This window comes from Okeania sp. SIO3B5 (assembly GCF_010692555.1).
In the GTDB taxonomy this organism is placed as follows: Bacteria; Cyanobacteriota; Cyanobacteriia; order Cyanobacteriales; family Microcoleaceae; genus Okeania.
In genome coordinates this window covers 1-19,257 of sequence record NZ_JAAHHG010000166.1, presented here as the reverse complement: position 1 = coordinate 19,257, position 19,257 = coordinate 1, and the positions used below count along the sequence as shown (strand labels likewise).

Below are 19,257 nucleotides of genomic sequence, written 5' to 3'. Positions count from 1 at the left end.
TCTTGGAGTTCAATTACTGTATCATTAGAGGCATCGAACACCTTCGTACTATGATCATAACTGCCAACGACTACTAATCTTTTACCACTAGCTCCAACTTTACTATCGGCCGCAATACAGCTTGCCTGAGAGAACTTTGTAGAATAATCATTCGACTTGCTATGGTTTTGCAGAAGATTCTGGCGAGAGAATTCCCTGATAGTTCCATCAGTAAACACACTATAGATGTAGAGACTATTAGGAATATTGATACCGACTGCTATCTCGCTGGATGAATTAAGTTTCTTGTGTTTCCAGTTATAATAACTATCATTTATAGTATCCGGATTCTCCTTGGGTTGATGACGGTCAACGATAGGAACAAAATCATCCTGGAGAGTATCATAAATCTCATCAGATTCACGAAGAATATCACGGCGCAAAATCTGCTTTATTCGAGTGAGACGAAGATCATCAGAAGGCGGCTGCCTTTGAGCGATTTCCTCAGCAATAGCTGTCAGTTGAGTGATGAAGGTGGGATACTGGCTTTTAATGTCATTTACTAGGTTTGCGTTACCATTTTGAATAGCGTCAATAATAGTGTTTATCAAATTTTTGATGTTAATGGAATCATCGGGGAATCTTTCCCTCATCCGGTTCAATAATACATTAATCTGTCCGTTACTATCAATCTGCTCTAGCAATTGCTTAAGATGATCGGTATCGTTATGCCCAGGAAGCATAGTACCGCCACCACCATAATTCGGCTGCCTTTGAGCGATTTGCTTAGCAATACTTATCAGTTGATTGATTAAGTCGCGATCGATACTATTTACCAGTCTATTATATTGTTCGTCATCCTGAACACGAACAGCCTCTATCAACTGTTCGGTAAAGTTCATAACATATGAATTATAACCGAATCTTTGCTCAATAGTCTTCACTAATTGTTGATCGTACCTATTGTTAATAATATGCACTATCAAGTCCTTAAGATCATCGGTATCTTTATAATCGGTAGGAAGGGAACCATGAAGAGTATCCTCAATATCGGGTTCTTCAGGATGATTGTTGATATTAGCTATCACCTTCTCAATGTCATTGATACTAGCCATACAGTACATGAGTTCCTCTCTACCAGCCGGAAAATCGCGATCCTCAATAGTAGACTTCACTAATTCTAGTTTATTGATGATGAAATCGCTCCTTAACTCACGCTTAAGCGAGTATATTAGTCTGTTGATACCTGGAAGGCCACTCTCCTTAAAAGTATTGTCTATCTGTTTCTTACAATAATTGATCTTGACTATCGCTGCTCTGATATTATCGTCCCAAACTATATAGTCTATTAGGTTTTCGAGACGACTATTGGGCTCCCCAGTAAGCGATTCGTACAGTTGATTCGCTATATAGTCTGCAAAGCTAAGTTGTCCTAATCGCCCCTTAAAGGTACTATCAATCTTAAGAGAGCCGCTCTTGTCCCGGAAAGAGGTGTCTAGACAGCTTGTATGACTAATAGCTCGACCGTTAATATAAACCGTAAGAGTAAAGAAATTATAGGTGACGGCAATCTGTACCCAGGTGTTAGGAATCAATGGTTTTGCAACAGAGAGGGAGTGAGAAGTTTTATTTTCGTCATAAATCTCAAATATGGCACTATTTGTCTTGTTAACCTTCAATGTCCATACAGTATTGCTACTCGAAGTATGGCTCAATATCGTTTGATCTCCTGAGGGTATCGTATCATAATAAACCCATACACATAAGCTAAAGTTACCGGGTTGTTGGCGAAACAGGGTATCCAGATTCTTTATATCAGGATTTATCTGCTTGGTTGTTCCGGATGTTCCTGTCCCTGCAGTTTGAAGCAAAGCAACAGGAGTTGTTGTCAAGTCTAACGAATCTGTGCTTGCTTTGAAATCCAAGACGGAGCCAAACGTATCGTCAGATGCTTTGGTAATACGATCCGTTGGTGAGGCAGTCTCTTTTACCGTTAACTTGACTTGATGGCCGCTGTCATTGTTGGGAACGGTGGTGGTTTTGAATAGAGTGCTTATTGTCATAGCTAATTCTCCATTTAAGGGTTGTTTTTAAGGAAGGGATTTCTCAGGTTGGTGAAGTACAGTGCTGGAGATCCCCCCTAACCCCCCTTGTAAAGGGGGGAACTGGAAGTCCCCCTTTTTAAGGGGGATTTAGGGGGATCGCTAATGTACCTCACCAATTTGAGAAACGCTGTAAGAGTCAAGATTGTAGGGTGAATTGCATTCCACCTTAACCATTGTCTGACTACGACAGAATTATATTCTATCAAATCCGCTGGCATCGGTGTTCTTCAGTATTTCAAGGTAAGAGTCCAGATTGTAGGGTGAATTGCATTCCACCTTAACCATTGTCTGACGACGACAGAATTATATTACCCCGTAGCCAACGGATTTGATATTACGCACAAAATGGAACTATACACCATCTGTCGGGGGCAAATGCCATTCGCCTCTACTATGGTAGTTATGCGTAAGTACTATCTAAAAAAGGCAGCGATCGCCACTTTCTTACTTGTATCTCCGACCAGTTTAGCCAGGTACTCTTGGAGTTTGGCTCGATTAAGGACAGCGTTATCCGCCACTGCTCCTGGTGCAGAACTAGGTTTAGGCGAAACCTTACCGTTTTGGGGAACAAACGGGGTTAAAGCTTCAGCCTTGATCAAATCTTGCCAGAGGGTGTCCCCGTCTGAACCAAACTCAGCTTGGAAATCCGCTTTATTGAACAGGGCATTCGATGAAAGGTCAGCCGGACTGAGCTGTAACCAGCCTTCCCGCAGCACCTGGGGGTTAAATTTAGCTTCAGACTGCATGGGTTCAATCGATCGCGTCTGAATCTGCAAAAACCGCTCTACATCTTTTTTACGCTTGGGATCTAATTGGCGAGGGGACGAAGCACACAATAAATCAAGTGCGGAATCAAGTTGCTTGGCATCATAGAGCGCCTGCACCGGTTCTCCCGGTAACAAAGTCAGCACCCGACTTTTGAGCAGCCCATTCCAGACCGTTAGCCCTTCTTTCGGAAAAGCCTTAAATACCTCAGCTTGATCGATCCTCGGCATTGAAGTCAAGGTAGACCATTGTCCGGCCTCACGGCTTACCCAAGACCATTGCCAACCAGTCAGTTGTGGCAGGTTAACCTGCACCTCATTCCGTGCTGTGAGCAGAGGAGCTGTCAAAAACGTTACCTCAATAGCACGCAGAGCTGGCAACACCTGATCCGTCGGAATAATCAACTCCTTAGTTGGTAAAATTCCACTGGTGACATGCAAGCTCCCCTGTACATCCATCAACATCGAGACCATTTGGGGTTCATCCTTCAAGGCCAGCCAGAGATTCATAGCCCCATCTTGACGCCGATAAACCCGAATATGGCTAGTAGCATCCTCATTCGGTAACAAGTCACTTTGGGGGGCATAGAAGCGATCGCTCAACTTGCCCCTCGCTGTTTCTGGCCAGTAGCCCACAACCCCATCTTGAAAACGATGATGTTCTCCTAAGCGCACCGGGAAGCGAACCTGCTCAAATTCTTGAGTCTTGAGCATTGCTGGATTTGAAATAGAAGAATCAGAGCCTAGAGTAACCTGTTGTCCTCCCGGCATTTCCTTCATCTTCTGTAAGGTTGGTTTCACCTCCTTCAAAGTTTCGCTAAAAGCCGCCAAACTTTGCTGAACAGCATAGGAACCTTGAACTTCCAGGGATATTGCCACCCGCACTAACGCTAAAGGCCGACCCATCAGAACAGGCAAGGAAGGAGGCTGGTCAAAATTGTCCGGATCGATGTATTCCATCGCCGTTTCCAAAGTGTTAACAAAATCAGGAATGAACTGCCAGTCTTGGTCAGCAGCAGCTTTATCTCGCAGCCACAACACCATCCGTTGCAGATGGGGATTGGGGATATCTTCAGGAATCACAATGCTGTTGGAACCCGGTTTGGGTCGCCACTGCCCAGTTTGGTCCAACGACCCCAAAGCTTTGCCATCCTGATTATAAATCATCAAACTGGCATCCAGCATATTAGGCAACACCCAACCACAAATCGGACTAGAAGCAGGATGATCGTTCCATTCCTGTTGCTCGCGATCGGGAGCATTAGGGGAAGGATCGGCATCCAACCAACGGACATTCAAACGAGCAGGTTGCACTAATCTGGGGGGCAGACTAATAGGCAAAACACTCGACGAGCGCATCTGTTCCGTCGTGCGGATAACATTAGTATCCAAATCTTCATATTGACCAAAGGTATCCACCAAGCGCAAACGTTGCAAATTTAAGTGTCCACCTCGAATAGGACTAAAAGGAGTATTTGGTAAAGGAGCAGCAGTTTGGCGACCGACGATCGGCTTAATCGTCCGTTCCGAAAATGCACGATAAGCAGGAAAACCGAGAGGATCGGCCACGGGCAATTGCCAAGTAGACTGTTTTGATAGCAGAGCGTTGTTAAAGCCATGTAAGCTCAGGGTAAGCAAGCCTGGGTTCTTGATCAAGGTTTGCCAAGCATCAAAGGCAATCAAGCGCGGTTCGACCCAATAATGTCCCTGCTCGTTAAGCCCATTGAATTTATCTCGCCCCCAGTCAACCGTAAATTTAAATTTATTTTTATCCTGTGAATAATAGAGGAAATGAGCCATCTGGGTTGCGTTGAAATGGCGCAGAGATGCTAGCTGGTTGAGGGATTCGATGGGTTTAATTTTGCGTGTATTGAGAATATCGCCAATGAGCGCATTTGAAAGTTCAATCTGAGATAATTCTGTCTGAGTGGCACAGTTGGCGATCGACAAAATCCCAGACGCTAAACAGCCCCCATCCGGAATCCCCATAACCAGTGGTCGCCATAGCACATTTTCACGATAGTGAACCTGTTCTTCCGTTCCCCCTTCAGCAATAAACTGGCTGGCAATATAGCCCAAAGCCTCCGCATAGCGCAACACTACAGCCCACCGCTGAGGAGTCAGGAAGGTATCTGCGGCCAGCTTTTTCTTTGGATCTTTAGCTTTAGCCTGAAATTGCTTGATAAATTCCTGGGTTTGAGTAGGTGACAACCCCAGGAGGTAGGGTAATACATTATCCAGTGAATCAGGAAGTTCTGTGATTGCATCTGGGCTGTTAGCAGCAGGGGAAACAACGAGTAGTGGGCGAAGTTGTTCTATGATTTCGTCGATAGATTTACCTGGATGCTTATCTGTGAGAAAATTCTCAATTCCTTTACCGATAAAACCATTCAATAATCCATTCAACGGAATGCCATACAGCGCATCAGAGTAAACTGAATTGATTTCGCTGAGCTCGTTGGCGATTGCATCCAATTCATCCATTGACTGTCGTCGCACCAACCAATTGCGAACAACCCCTATTTCGGCTCTTATATGTTGTTTTTGGTCAGCGGTGGCAATTTTGTATTCCGTAAAATAATCCTCCAGACTTTCGATTAAATAAGCTTCGACCGCCTGATCCATCACCCCACCAGCATAGTCTAAGAGCAAACTGTTGCCCGTAAAACTAATTGTTCGTTCCGCACCCTTGGGAGCATTCTCCCGTTCTATCACTTCCGCATCCGTCTCAGCCAAAGACCAATTGTTTCGGATTTCATCTGGTTGATAGGGTAAATCCGGATTCTGACGATAAGCAGTCGGACGTACACTGGCTAAGTTTGCCTGCCATTCCAAGAGAAAAGGATGAGCTTGGGACGATCGCTTCTGTCGGTAATGAGGACTCAGTAAGGGGTCAATGGCTTTACGCAAATCACTTTTAGCCTGTTCAATCTCAGCCACCAGGGATATATTATCCGCTTGAGATGCCTGTAGATCGGGCGGTGGAAAGACAATGTTACTCACCAGAGGGCAAATCAAACGCTTATCGTCTGTGAAGCGATCGTCTTGGCCGTGGCGATCGCTCGGAGTCAGATGACTCAATAAAACCACAGGTTCGTTAGGAGACCAAAAACGAGGTCCCACAGTGTGATTCAAACTCCATTGATTTTTGTGGTTGGGAACTGCCTGAGCCTGATTATGGGCATTCAGGTTAGTACAAAGCTGAGTTATAGCCCCTTTTAACTCATTAGCTAAGGATTGAACCGATCCCGTTACCTGTAAAGACCAGTCACAATGCCAACGATCCGTGGAAGATAGAGAGGGAGTAGATGCTTTTGTTCCTGTTGGGGGAGAAACGACTATCGGTTTAGAATGATTATCATAGCTGTTCACAAACCCTGTATTTTCCATAAGCTGTTGCAACGGCTTAATATCCAGTTCCTTGATATAAGCAATAATGTGGTCAACATCAGGGGATTGGCGAATATCTTCATAATTGAGCGCTTCATCATCCGAAGGATAGGCTAACAACATATAGCGATACCAATCTTCGTAAAGCTGACGGCGCAAGGTATCTAATTGATGGAGCGCCCGATCGTACTTGGCTTGCAACTGGTTAAGAGCATTCAACTGGTGCGCCAAATCTGGGGGGATGGTCTGAGCTTCAGACACATTATCCTCGTTCGGGGACTGCGTTTTTTTCTCCGAATTTTCCAGAGTTGCCAGCTTTACCAACCACAATTTGCTGCCTGGATGAGCCGTAAAAGTTTTGGTATGGCGCTCTTCTGTCAACCTGGTTCCAATATCCACATTCGGACCGGCAGGAACAGGCAGGATGCCTGTCCCACAACTTATATCCATCCCTTAATTCAGCAACGCCTGATTTGAAAATTTGCAGAGCATTAACCTGGACATTTAAAACGCACTAAAGGCGGTGAATCAAGCATTTGCAAGGCAAAGTTAGCAGCGGTGAAAAGCTTATCTTTGCCAATTCCCTGTTTACTGTCCAAGACTATATCAGCAATTATCTCTGACAAATGGGCAAGACTTAGGATGCCAGTCGTTGCATCCTCTTGACGCCACATTATGGGGTCAGAAACTTGGGCACGATATGGTGGAGTGCTATGGCCATTGTTTTGCTGAGTTGTCGTTTTGCTATTCTTATCAGCATAGCAAACTGTGCCATTGATCTTTCGCTTAACCTTTTGCTTGCCCTGTTCGTCAATATAGAGGGGTTCACCGTCCATCGTTCGTAATAGTTTAAGTAATTCCTGATTGGTAACAGAGTAATCTACAGGTGCATTAGCAGGCTCCTCCAAGCCAAAATGCATCATTTCGGGACGAGGATGAAAATCAATGTAACGTAAGGAACGGTTGCGATATGACCCGTCTGCTTTCTTCGCTCCATCATAAAATAGCACCAGTAATAAATCCGGAGCTAGACGATCTAACCGCCAAATTTTGAGCGTGTCAGGCTGATCGGGATTGGGTAAATATTCTTCTGTTTCCCACAGTAGATCGTAATTTTCAGGATAACCCGTCACACCAAGATGAGGCCATCCAGACACGACAGCCGATCGCAAGAGAACTCCTGAAATCAAGGGTAGTGTTGGTAACTGTTGACGATGTGCTAGATCGGCTCGATAGTCAATACTCAAAACACGACCAATGCTTAAAGCACCGTCACGCAAACATTCCACCCAAAGCGGATCGACGCAAAAATAACGAATTGATTCCGGGGGCAACAAGGCTTCATCGGGAATTAAATAGTTAAATGGCACCAATTTTAGTTGGCTTAAGTTTGTTAGCCACTGTTGCACATCTGTCGGTAGTACATCCTGGGTATGGTTACTGTCTCGGTTGGGGAGATAAGCACGATCGATACTATGAACCATTTCCCGCAAATTACCAGGATGTCCTCGTTTCCACTGGTAGAGACGTTTGGCAAAACTTTGATTCGCCAAAGCTAACGTCCGTCCCAGTTCCCAGGCAGCCGCATAGGAGACATCAAACAGTCCTAAGTCTGGGTTGAACAGGAACAGTTCATCTGCATGACGGGCGGGAAGAGCGATCGGGTACTCTTCCGAATAGATAGCTTCAGTATGAGGAACCAGCGGACCTCGATACCAGGATACCGTGCGTCCCCCTTGACGCAGATAGTGCTGTGTCGGCACATAGCCCGCTGCGATGTAACTATCGGCTAATGTTTTGAAATCTTCGGTTCCTCCTGTAAGACCTGTTGGTTCACGATAGGAGGCTGAGGCAAGGCTACTTTGTCCAACTCCAACATCATAAGACTGACTTAGATTTGGAGTAGTCGGAGTTTGGTAATAGGCAGATAAATCAATCCGATTCAGATTTTCCAGTAGACCCAAAAAGTCGCGACGTTGCGGTTCACAGTAAAACGTCCATTGCTTGAGACTGAGCAGACGAATTGGAGTAGTTTTAATGCTATTGCCAATATCAAAAATCATAAGAGGTTCAGTCGAACGTTGCAAGGTTGCAGCTACTGAGTGATGAGTGAGGTTTTGATCGTCCGATTTCTCCCGCTCTATGCTAACCTCCAGGGATACAACGCAATCTTTATTCCCAGAGTCCTTGAACACCATTATGGTACTGAACATGGCTTGATGTTTGTACTGATAGCGATCAGCCCAGTATTCCGGAAACAAAGGCTGAAAGTATGCCTCAATCGGATTTTTAATAACAGTTGGATTAATTTCTATATCTGAATTCTGGAGTTTTGTATTTATATCTGAAGAGAAAGGAATTTTTGCCATAACGTAAACCCCACCAGTTTCGTCATTTTCTAGATATCTTGGTTGTGGATCTAAACAAAGTTCAGTTGAAACCATGGCTCCATTCTCCATCATTCCCTGTAGAATCCACACTTGAATCAGCTGATTGTTTGGTACTTCTCGTACTTTTCCTTCTTCTTCTACAGGGGATGGGAGAATTGGAACACGACGGATGGTGACTCGAAGATCATTAAGAGTAATTTTTCCTGCTTGTTGTTCTGAAGAACCGTTGTCGCTAAAAAAGACTAAAAGGAAGGGTTGGTTTTTCTGGTTTACATAGTATGAGTTAGGTAGACGCTTTTCGGTTTGCCATTGATCTGACGGTAGGATAAAATTCTGAAGCTTTGGATTGAGTGATTTCTCAGATGCCGTATTTGTAATAGTTGTACCGTCGCGATCATACTTCACAAATTCAGATTTCGTAAAATCTAAACAAAGTTCTTGAACATTCGCTTGTTTAAAACAATTATTGATTTCCGTAACAATGCCTGCCTTCACACCTTTAGGGAAAGCCGTTTGGAGTATATATTCCTTTTTCGCGATCGTGATTAACCCTTTCAAGCTTTCAACCACACGGCCTTCCATTGGCATCGTGATACTCTCGATCTGAACATGAAGCAAACACTTCAACGGATCGGACCACAAATCAAATTCTACCAAAGGATTCTCAGCATTAACCGACTCATTCGAGGTCAATCCAAGCAAGTATTGACAGTTCTGTTCAACTATATGCTGTATCCATTCATCATCCGTCATTCCTTCAGGTTTTTTGCTAGTCTCTGGCGGTTTAAACTTTTTATCAAGTTTCTTGAGATATTGAGGAGGTTTTTCAGACTCTAATTGAACTTCCTGAACCTGAGGATCTACAAAATGTTGTAAGATAGTCACTAAGTTTTTTTCTATCTCAATTGGATTGCGTAAATCAAGAATAGTATAGCCATGATCTTGCAAAGTTTGAAAGGCATCTAAATGTTCTGCTAAAACAAAAGGTTTGTAGCACTGTTCCAAGGAAACAAGGTGAACAGTACAGTTTTTATTCAGCGGGGGAAGTCGATTACTCATTAAAATAGCGACTTCCGAATCTGGTGTTGTTGCAGATGCAGGTTGCACTTGACGAATATGAGCCATCATCCGCAGGTCAGAATAAGTGGGAATGATTTTAGACAAGGTTTCCCAAGGAACATCAACAACCGTAGCAGTATCATTCTTTGGCTTACCCAACTCTTTAGGCAGGTCTCGCCAATAAGGATCTTTCGAGGGATTTTCTAATTTATCAACTGTTAGATTGGTCTGTTTTATATCACTCAAGTCATCTTCTGTGAACAACAACAAAGCCATCCAAGTAGGTGACAGAATCTCATCTTTGTCACCACCATTAGGGGTGCGTTCCCAGGGCAAGGTAGTTCGGTTCAGAACAATATGGGGAAGTACCCGATGAAAAATGCCATTGCTATTGTCAGGAGGGTAAACATGGTGAATCTCACGACTTTCGATCGCATAACGCTCACCTTGCACTGCAAATTTCACCGTGCGGTCGCCAATCGTCTCTTTATTGATATGCTCTGCAAGCTCAATTGTTTGTTGAATTTTGAGTTGATAATTCCCCGATTTCAATGCAGGGCGATGATATTCGACAAACATAATTTTATCATCGGGAGCAAGTTCAGGCTGGGCATAAAATGAATCTGACATTTAATTACTCTCCTCCTTTTTAACCATAACCATAGGGGCAATAATAAAATCTTTTTCTAAACTATCGGTCAAATCTACTGTCTGAGCAGGATTAAATCCTAAATAAGTAAGTAAGCGATCGCGCTTTGCCAGAACGGGGTTTCCTTCTCCCAGTACCAGAGCATCCTGAATCACCTTGCGATTTTTCTCATCTTGAGCCTTCAAAGAAGACCCACGATTATTGATAGTCGTCTGTTGTATTTCACGATTAGCAACAAATGTTTGACACTTAGATATCAAAGGATCATCTGCTATTTCCTTAGTGTAAAGCTCATAATCCAGTACACGGCGTTCAATGGAGGAAGTTTTTCCTGCCACAGGAAGCTTAGAGGGCTTTAGGGTCAAAATACCAACCCCTTTAATCATGCGCTTCTTGTTGCTATCGTCATCACCTCCTCCTTTTCCCCACAAAGCTGCTGGAAAATTCTTAATGCCTTTGTCAAATGAAAACTCTTCTGAGACATCAACATTATTTTCTCCCCGAATTTCAATGTTCAGGGTTGAAGTCGGACCTGTAACCTGCATCGGAACAATGCCAAAATTCCCGAGTTCAGGTTCAATTTTGAGATGATCGCCTGCATCAAGCTCAGGGTTACGAGCAACCGCCTGATCGTTCAACATAAAAGCAGACAGGGGAACCACGGTAGCAACCTTCAGTACAAAATGCTTGGGGTTAACAATCCAGGCCGAGGGTGGACCATTATTTTGATCGTGAAGTTGTTTGATTAACCCATCTGCTACAGTAAAGCTGAGTAATTTATCTGTTCCAACTTTCTTGGATTTCTCCCCATCTCCTGCTTTGGGCTGAACTTCAACTGCTTCATCAGCTTGTTCCTCAGCAACTGCCTGAGTTTTACCTCCATCACCCTTCTTCGAGTCTTCTTCAGGCTTAGGCAAAAACGATTCCTTAAATTCTTCCCAACTCAATGGCGGCGGTTTAAGCTTGCCAGATCCAAAATCAACGTGGAACTTGATAATCTTGAAGTCAAAGCTGGCTCGACCTGAAAATTCAGGTCCCCATATCTTTAAGTCAACTCCAATGCTAGCAGATACCTTCAGTCCGAAAATAGAACACCAGATTCCAATTTCAATGAACATCTCGGCTTCATAATGGATGGGTTTCCAGACAATCAGGAAATCTGCCCCCACTTTCAGGTAAGCCCCCAACAACCCACAACTCCAAGTCAACTCAAATAAGCCTCCAGCCATCAAGGCAATAGGCACTAAGGCAAAGTAAATGGTCCCCTTAGCCTCCACTGAAGGATACATAGGCCAGGAAAATTGCAAACGCTTGACCGCTGGATAGTAATCAGGTTTTTTGAATTTGGAATAGTATCCGCCAATGGTGACCACAAAGTCTCCAGCCTCTGCACTCGTTTTGGGGTCGTCCTTAAACCAGAAAATGGCAGCAAATCCTCCCGCAATTTTGGCCATACCATCCATGAGGAAGGAGCGATCGGTGATATTGCCAGCAAACTCAAAAATACCTCGTTCTAAATTGAACTCTGCTATAAGTTCCAACTCAACAAAAGCAATTTTCTCCGGTTCCGGATCTGGCGGCGTAATGAACCGAACAATCCCCAACAGCGCAATTGCCACATCCCCATCCGTACTGAAGGACAACAGCAACAGTGCAAAAGTATCCAAAATTTCAAAGCTACTGAAACGCAGTCCTACAGCAAAGAAAAAACTATTTAATTTAGGGCTAATATACTGATGCAGTTTCGTCATCTCAGTGTTGAGGTCTTGCTTGACGGGCGATTCTTTAGCGTCTCCCACCTTTCCTATATTTCCCGCCATAGACGGTGCAGGCATCGTCTTCAAAACTTCCGCAACCAAAGGAAACTCATGCACCTTATCAAACTCAGGCATCGTAACGTGGCGATTGATGCCAAAACCTGCTGCCACCCCTTCAACGAAGAAGAACACAGGTCCTCCCAAGGGGTAATCTAAAAACGCATAAATAAACAGCGAAGGGCGATGATCGATTAAAGTGAAAGCGCCGATCGCCGATAACCCAAATTCCTCCATACTTAGGGACGCTTGCCCCACAAAGTAACCATCCAGGTTGAGGAAATCAGCACTGATTTTAGCGGGACCCTTATTCAAATCCAGCCCCATTCCTTGCAGAGCAAACCCTAGATGATGACTGTCGAGATCATAAGTACCTCCTAAACCATAGAGCCTAAACGCAAGCACCTTCAGCACAAAGGAAGCATCAATAGCAAACTTCAAGGTAGGCTTTTCAAATCCTAGTCCCAAGCGTTGTAAATGAAGAGGCCCCAGATGCTTCTGTATATCAATCCATTTTAGTTTTGTCGCAGGAGGTTGGGAATCATTAGTAGATTCGGCAACAGAACCCAACCCATTATTAGGTTTGCTGTCAGCCTTTGTTGCGAGGCTCTTCTGATCGCCCGACAGAAGATTAGCAGGAATCGTAACGCCACCAAGCTGCACATCTACCGCCAAATGAAATCCCTTTACTTCAGCACCCTCAAGGGGGTGAGCACTGGCAGGCATATTAGGTTTGAGAGCCTTAATGTCATCTTCTGAAAACGTTTGAGTGACATAAATAGGCGTAAAGGCAATCCCTAAGCGACTCTCGCTACTAAAAGCACTCCCCACCAAAGGCAAATGTCCCAACCCGGACAAATCAACTCCTGCATCCATATCGATGAGGAATAACATCTTTGATTTTTTAGTTCCAGAAGTGCTTTGTTTATCTTTCTCGTAAGCTAATACAGCATCTTTGATTTTAAAAGATTCAAGAGGGAAGTCACTCGCATCGATATGAATAAGGTCTGTAATCAATGCTTCAATATCTACACCATCACCCGCCGGGTTACTGAAGGTTCCGACTAAGCTCGTGTGTTTCTTACTGGTATTAAATATCAGATCGAATTCTAGTCCCTTAACCAATAGCTGACCACTAAGAGAAATGGAACCCCCCTTAAACTTGTCACCTGCTTCTTCTTCTGCTATTGCATCTGCTTCGGCTTCATCAGATTCACCTGTGGTAGTTTTATCCGTTTCTTCTTTCCCTCCTCCCTTTTTCTTCTCTATCGTTAGGAGAAGCACTGTATCAGCTTTCTCTACTTTGGGTTGAGTAACTTCAGGGGAGTCTTGTTCTGTTGTGGAGGAGTCTTTATCAGGCTTCCAGACAGCTTTCATTGAAGCTACAAAGTGTTTGGCCTTAGTGTCGTAAGTAATTTCAAAGTCAACGATGCTCCAATCTAGAAAAGCATCAACCAAGTCGCTGTGAGTGTCTGCATATTTAGCAAATATATGCCTAATAGTAAGTTCCTTAGACAGTTCAGCTTTAGCTGCAATTTGCCACCCTTCATTTGGCCCTGGATGTTTAGCTGAGAATAACAGTGAAATGTCTTTATTATCCACATTTAGAGTCATTTCAGCTAGGAGATTGGCAGTGAGACCGCCTCCGTCTCCTCCCCAATAATCCAAATCTATGGTAGTATTCTTGAGATTGAACTCAACGAGATCATCTTTCCAACTTCCACTCAGTTCTAAGTACAAAATTGCATGTTTAGCAGAGGAATCATAAAGCAATCGTAATGCGTCAACACTCAGATTCTGCAATCCTGTTGAATCCAGATGCACCTGTTCCAAAACCTGGGAGATTGATAGTTTTTGGCCATCAGGAATATAGGTTTCACCTCGAAAAGCAGGGAAATCGATCGTTGTGGAGAATGGAGTCTTTCCAATATAGCAATTGCCCTGAATTTCACCAAATAGATAACCTTCTAGAATCTTTAATTCCACTTGAGCAGGACCAACTTCAAAAAGCCCTGGAATAATTTCCCAACGGCCATCATCGTCTTGCAAAGTCAAGTTAAAATCAAAATACTTATCCCTAGGTAAAAAGGTGGTGTGAATATTTTTAATCCTTAAATCTTTAAAGGCATCAGGCAATAGTTCAACAACGTTTTCAAGATCCACTTTATGAGCAAGATCATGGACTCCCCCATACAAAGACAAAGTTTGATTTGTGATATCTCCTGTAAACTGCCATTTACTATCTGTATAGGTAGCTTTCAACTGGGACGAAATGTCATTTAGGGTAAAGGTAGCATCGACGGAAGCATGTGATACAGTGCCGCTATCTTTCTTGCCTGTTTCCCAAGAGATTTCTAAGTGAAATTTTACATCAGTTAACTCAAAATCATAGATATGCCAAGCGTTAGCAATATCAATTGTCAAAGATAGTTTTTTATCGGATAGTTGTGGAATAATATCCAGAGTTTTAATAGTAAAATTATCAAAATCAGTCCCATCCAACTTCAGATATTGCAGTAGGGGTTTTAATTTGACATCACTTTTTAATCCATTATTATTTAACTTTTGCTCTGGTGCATCATCTTGCTTTTTGGTTTGATCACCTTGCTGATTTTCATTGCCGATTGTAATTGTGCCGCTCAGTTTAACGCTTTTATCTGCCTCACCAATCACGATCATAGCACTAAGCTTGGCAGAATATTTATTATTTTCCCCTTTAGCAATTGAAATCAGTATACTAGGTTTTTCCACTTGGAATTGCCAGCTATACCCAGATGGTAAGAATGACCATTTTTTTTCTGGCATCGCCACCCCTATCTTCATGGAATTTTGAGCATCAATATCAAGATTGGTCAGAAGAACATCTTTGAGAGAATTATCTACAATGTTGAGTTCTTGCTTTAACTTGTCACTTAGCCATTCCGATCCGAGTGTTTCATCTAGAAACGTTTTCAAATTCACGACAATCCCTTTATTGCCTTCCAACAAAACGAGATGTAAACCATCTGTATGATGGAGTTCAAACTGGCCCTTGTTTTGTACTTTATTAAGATATTCCGTAATCTTGTCAGATAATACCATAAAGACTTTCTTTCATAAACTGCAGTTCTGAATTGAGGATGAAATTGGTTGTGTAGGCTATTCTGTTCTTGGCGATAGAATCAAATGAATCGCATCAACAAAAATACTACTGATGGAATAAAATTACTGGTGGTATAGCCTCTTCATAAGCTTCACCATAGTTAATATTTTGCTCGTTTTGATCTTCATTGTAACTACTTAAATCACCAAACCAATAGGTATACAGATCAACAATGCCTTCTCTCCCTGCTTCAGTCACCTTAGATAAATTAATTCCTAATTTAACAAATGGCGGAGTTATCCCCAGTTTAAACAAAGTCTTTTTATTCTCCTTAAGATCTGCTATTCGATATCGAGCACGAATAGCCTGCAATGTAAAAGGTTGTGACTTATGATCTTTTTTCATATTTTTCAGAAGTTGATCATCGGGACAAGGTTTTCTATAACTATGATTGCTCTTAATTTTATAACCTTGGGGTGGGGTTAGGGCCGACTCCAGCAAGATACTTGCTGTTTTAATAGATTTTATAGATTCTGGAGAAATATCTTCTTTAAATACTGAATATTTTTTGAAATTTTCTAAAAACTTTTTAATATCTGACTTTTCAACCATGAGTTTTTTGCATATAGTTTCCATGAGATTATGATTTTTATTGTCATCCGGATTTTCAGCCAGAGCAATTACCCTTTCAATTAATATGGACATACCAAAACAAAGACCACTTCCAGGTAATGGCTCTTCAATAGAATTAGGAAACCAATAGACGCAAGCAGATTCATAAAACATCATATTGTAGAGATACTGCTCTGCATTTTTTTTTCGCTCTTCAAAATCTCTTTGTATACTTTCAGGCGTATCGCCATCAATATTAAAACTACTCTTGGACATGACAGTTGCCACAGCTTCTCCAGTAAGCTTAACCTGTCGATAATCAATAACAGTATCTTGAGTAAATATCAGATTTCTGTTCAATTTGTTATTGATATCAGAAGATATTTGAAAACGATAAGAAGTGTGTTTTATCTCTCCTTTAATACTAAGCGTACCAGAGGCATCGATAGGCCCTAAAGTCCCTCCACCTGTTCCAGTTGCACCTGCGGTTCCTTTATGTCCCAAGAGGGACAAACTGCAATCAGTAGATGGTGTTAGACCTTTGAAATCAGAGCCATACACTAACTGATTGAATCTCTTCCAATAATCATCAATAGTACTCTTATGTTGCTTATAGAAATACTCTATTTCCATCAGCCTTTCAAATAACTGTATAAACTCCATAGCTGAGGTATTGTTAGGCACTCCTCCTGTTATTTTGAAACTCTCACAGCGATTCTTCTTATTTGTTAGCCAATTAGATGCTTTCTTTTTCAATTCAGAGCTAGACTCTAAATCATTGAATTGCTTTAAATAATAATCAATAGCACTCTTATGTTGCTTATAGAAATACTCTATTTCCTTCAGCCTTTCAAAGTGCTTTATAAACTCTTTAGTTGAAGTATGACTATTCACTCCTCCCGTTATTTTGTAACTCTCACAGCGATTCTTCTTATTTATCAGCCACTTAGATGCTTCATCTTTTAAGGTTCTTTTATTAGTAAATCCCTCAAAAAATTTGATCAAGCCTTCATTTAAAGGTGAGGAAAAATATCCAAGGTCAGCATCATCTAAATTTAGGTATGTGAAATTGTAGTCAGCAGCAGCTTCAGCGGATGCACTCAGCACCAGGGAAGCCCCAAGGGTCTCTGGTCCAATCGGTCCAACCGCACCTATTGTAGAGAAACCAATATTAGCCGTGACTGAGGCTTTCAGCTGAAAGCTCTTGCTACTACCAGTCAGTTTCAACATACAAATAGGAGAACTCGTCTTATAGATATCCCTCTGTCCCAACTTTATCTCTGATGGCTGACGCTGCAGCACAAATAAATGACATAACCCTATTGATCCTGAACCAGTGATACCAGCTGAAACTTTTCCAAATAACAGAGAAGAGGGTAGTGGAAAGGGCAATAAGCTCACCCCTGCACTGACTTCTAGACCACCCTTATAACTACCTAAGCCACTGCTGTTCTGACCTTTAAAATCCAATCCCGATACTTGAAACTGCTGATACAGCTCTAGAGCTGAGATAGGGGAAGAATCATCTTCTGAGCGATGCTCAAGAATTTTTTCCCGTAACCATATACCTAAACTAGAGATACTTTCCCTTTCTTGTTTACTTTTTCCCATTTTTGTTGATATTTTTTAATATATACAGGACTTACGCAAATACACTATATATAGATAGCGCGTGGTAAATAGAGCGATCGCTTAAAAATTATAGCGACCGCCTCAAGACAAGTAGCCAAGTAGCATAGTTAAAACAAAGGTAAAAAACACCTATCAAATAAAAATAGCCCTAAATTTTATTGTAGGCTTCTTCAGCTTTTGGAGCAGATAATTTGAGAGTAATGCATGTTTGACTTTGTAAATAGTTTTTCCTATTTTTACTGCTAATATGCATTAAAAAAGTCCAGACTAACATCCCACAAGCAATATGATTTATTTGAATTTTTCTCAGACGACATTGACAAGAAGATAGACTTGTTAATTGTTTAATTTATCTATGAAATTCCTCAACTTTCCATCTGGTTTGAGATTCAAATTATACATCATCTTTACTGCATTGACTCAGGTCATTAGTAGCAATATATTCTGTTCTGTTGGTAGAAACAGTTACCCAGAAAAAACTTAACTTTTTTATCCCTTGGAAAACCTTTAATTTTAATTATTTAACCTGATATTTTTTCTGATTCACTCCAGCTTAATTCAGCAATATTTTTATATTTTTCTACAGCACCAGTATCATCTACGGGCGCGATTTATTTTTTTTTAAGGGGCAATAATAAATTTTTCCTAAATTATCTATCAATGCCATTAATCTTTGTGCTGCATACCAACTATCCATTAATACAGTTTTAAATTTTAATTACTTGTTATTTACCACATTACATATCATTTATTCAACATAATCTATTTTCGTTTTATTGTCACTACCAGCGATCGCTATCTGTGGGTTAGATGTAATCATATTAAGCATAGTTACTTTCCTTAGTCAACTATTTAGGGTTTGCTGAAAAAGTCTGATGGTGACGATAGGGAACAGGGAACACTTAACTGGGAACAGGGAACAGTTTAGACCATCTACTACGGCAAAATTTTCTGATAGTAAGGGGAAAAATATTAGCATTTTGAGACAAATTGAGCCAAAAACCTTGCACCCCCTCAGCAATATTTAACTCTGGAAGCCTTTACAGGTATTGATTACAGTTTTATTCAGCAAGCCCTATTTAGGGTGTAGGTTGATAAACTCCTACCAGTCCCACTTCTTCTCCTGCTTCATCTACAGGAACAGAAGTAGTAATAGTACAATGTAATACAACCTTGGGTTTTGTCCCATCTTTTTCACCCATTGCTTGCCAGAACTCCCCAAAACTTTGTAAGTTACTAGGGCGTGTCATCGTACAATTCTAGTTCATTCCTCTACAGGGGTGGTTTTTGCGTTGGCGGAGCCTAGCGGTAGCTATATCGCCACCTTCATGCAACAAAGCCTCTCACATATGTTGATAGTCCAATTTTTTTCAATCCTTTCCTTGGTTTTATCTTCAACTATTTAGTCTAAACTCCAGTTGTATAGGTATTGATTTTAATGCTAATTCAATTTCAGTTGCTTATGTTAAGTGGGATGGTAACATTGAATATTTAGAAGAGATACCTTACCAATGGAAAAATCAAACTACTGGGCAACGAACAAGTAATATCATATCCGGTTGAACAGTTATAAATAAATAACGACTTAGGAGTCAGGAGTCAACCCACCCCTCGCCCCTCCCAGGAGGGGAGGGGAAGTCAGGAGTCAACCCACCCCTAACCCCTCCCAGGAGGGGAGGGGAAGTCAGGAGTCAACCCACCCCTCGCCCCTCCCCCTCCCAGGAGGGGAAGAAAGAAGAAGGAAGAAGAATAAGTGGAGTTGAAGGAGAAAGTTTTTTATC

The 19,257-nt window shown here is 42.0% G+C and carries 6 protein-coding genes; all 6 read right to left on the bottom strand.

Annotated features, from left to right (window positions below):
* The coding region (locus F6K54_RS21290) for a LamG domain-containing protein (RefSeq protein ID WP_293081561.1) at window positions 1-2,042 on the bottom strand (2,042 nt) is incomplete at its 3' end.
* A 455-nt stretch (window positions 2,043-2,497) separates the two neighbouring features.
* Window positions 2,498-6,619, bottom strand: a complete 4,122-nt coding sequence (locus F6K54_RS21285) for a hypothetical protein (protein WP_293081558.1) — start codon at window positions 6,617-6,619, stop codon at window positions 2,498-2,500.
* Window positions 6,620-6,729: 110 nt separating this feature from the next.
* Window positions 6,730-10,239, bottom strand: coding sequence for a hypothetical protein (locus F6K54_RS21280; protein WP_293081555.1), 3,510 nt, complete (start codon window positions 10,237-10,239; stop codon window positions 6,730-6,732).
* Between the two features lie 78 nt (window positions 10,240-10,317).
* Entirely contained in the window at window positions 10,318-15,231 is a 4,914-nt protein-coding gene (locus tag F6K54_RS21275) for a DUF6603 domain-containing protein (protein ID WP_293081552.1), read from the bottom strand.
* A gap of 106 nt (window positions 15,232-15,337) precedes the next feature.
* Window positions 15,338-17,455 carry a hypothetical protein gene (locus F6K54_RS21270; protein ID WP_293081550.1) on the bottom strand — a complete coding sequence of 706 codons (2,118 nt, stop codon included), beginning with the start codon at window positions 17,453-17,455 and terminating at the stop codon, window positions 15,338-15,340.
* A gap of 1,100 nt (window positions 17,456-18,555) precedes the next feature.
* Complete coding sequence (locus F6K54_RS21265; RefSeq protein ID WP_293081547.1) at window positions 18,556-18,726, bottom strand: hypothetical protein; 171 nt, start codon at window positions 18,724-18,726, stop codon at window positions 18,556-18,558.
* Between the last annotated feature and the right edge of the window lie 531 nt (window positions 18,727-19,257).

Excerpts from the sequence above, each read along its gene's own strand:
- F6K54_RS21275 (WP_293081552.1), bottom strand. The coding sequence starts at position 15,231 with ATGGTATTATCTGACAAGATTACGGAATATCTTAATAAAGTACAAAAC.
- F6K54_RS21270 (WP_293081550.1), bottom strand. The coding sequence starts at position 17,455 with ATGGGAAAAAGTAAACAAGAAAGGGAAAGTATCTCTAGTTTAGGTATA.
- F6K54_RS21265 (WP_293081547.1), bottom strand. The coding sequence starts at position 18,726 with ATGACACGCCCTAGTAACTTACAAAGTTTTGGGGAGTTCTGGCAAGCA.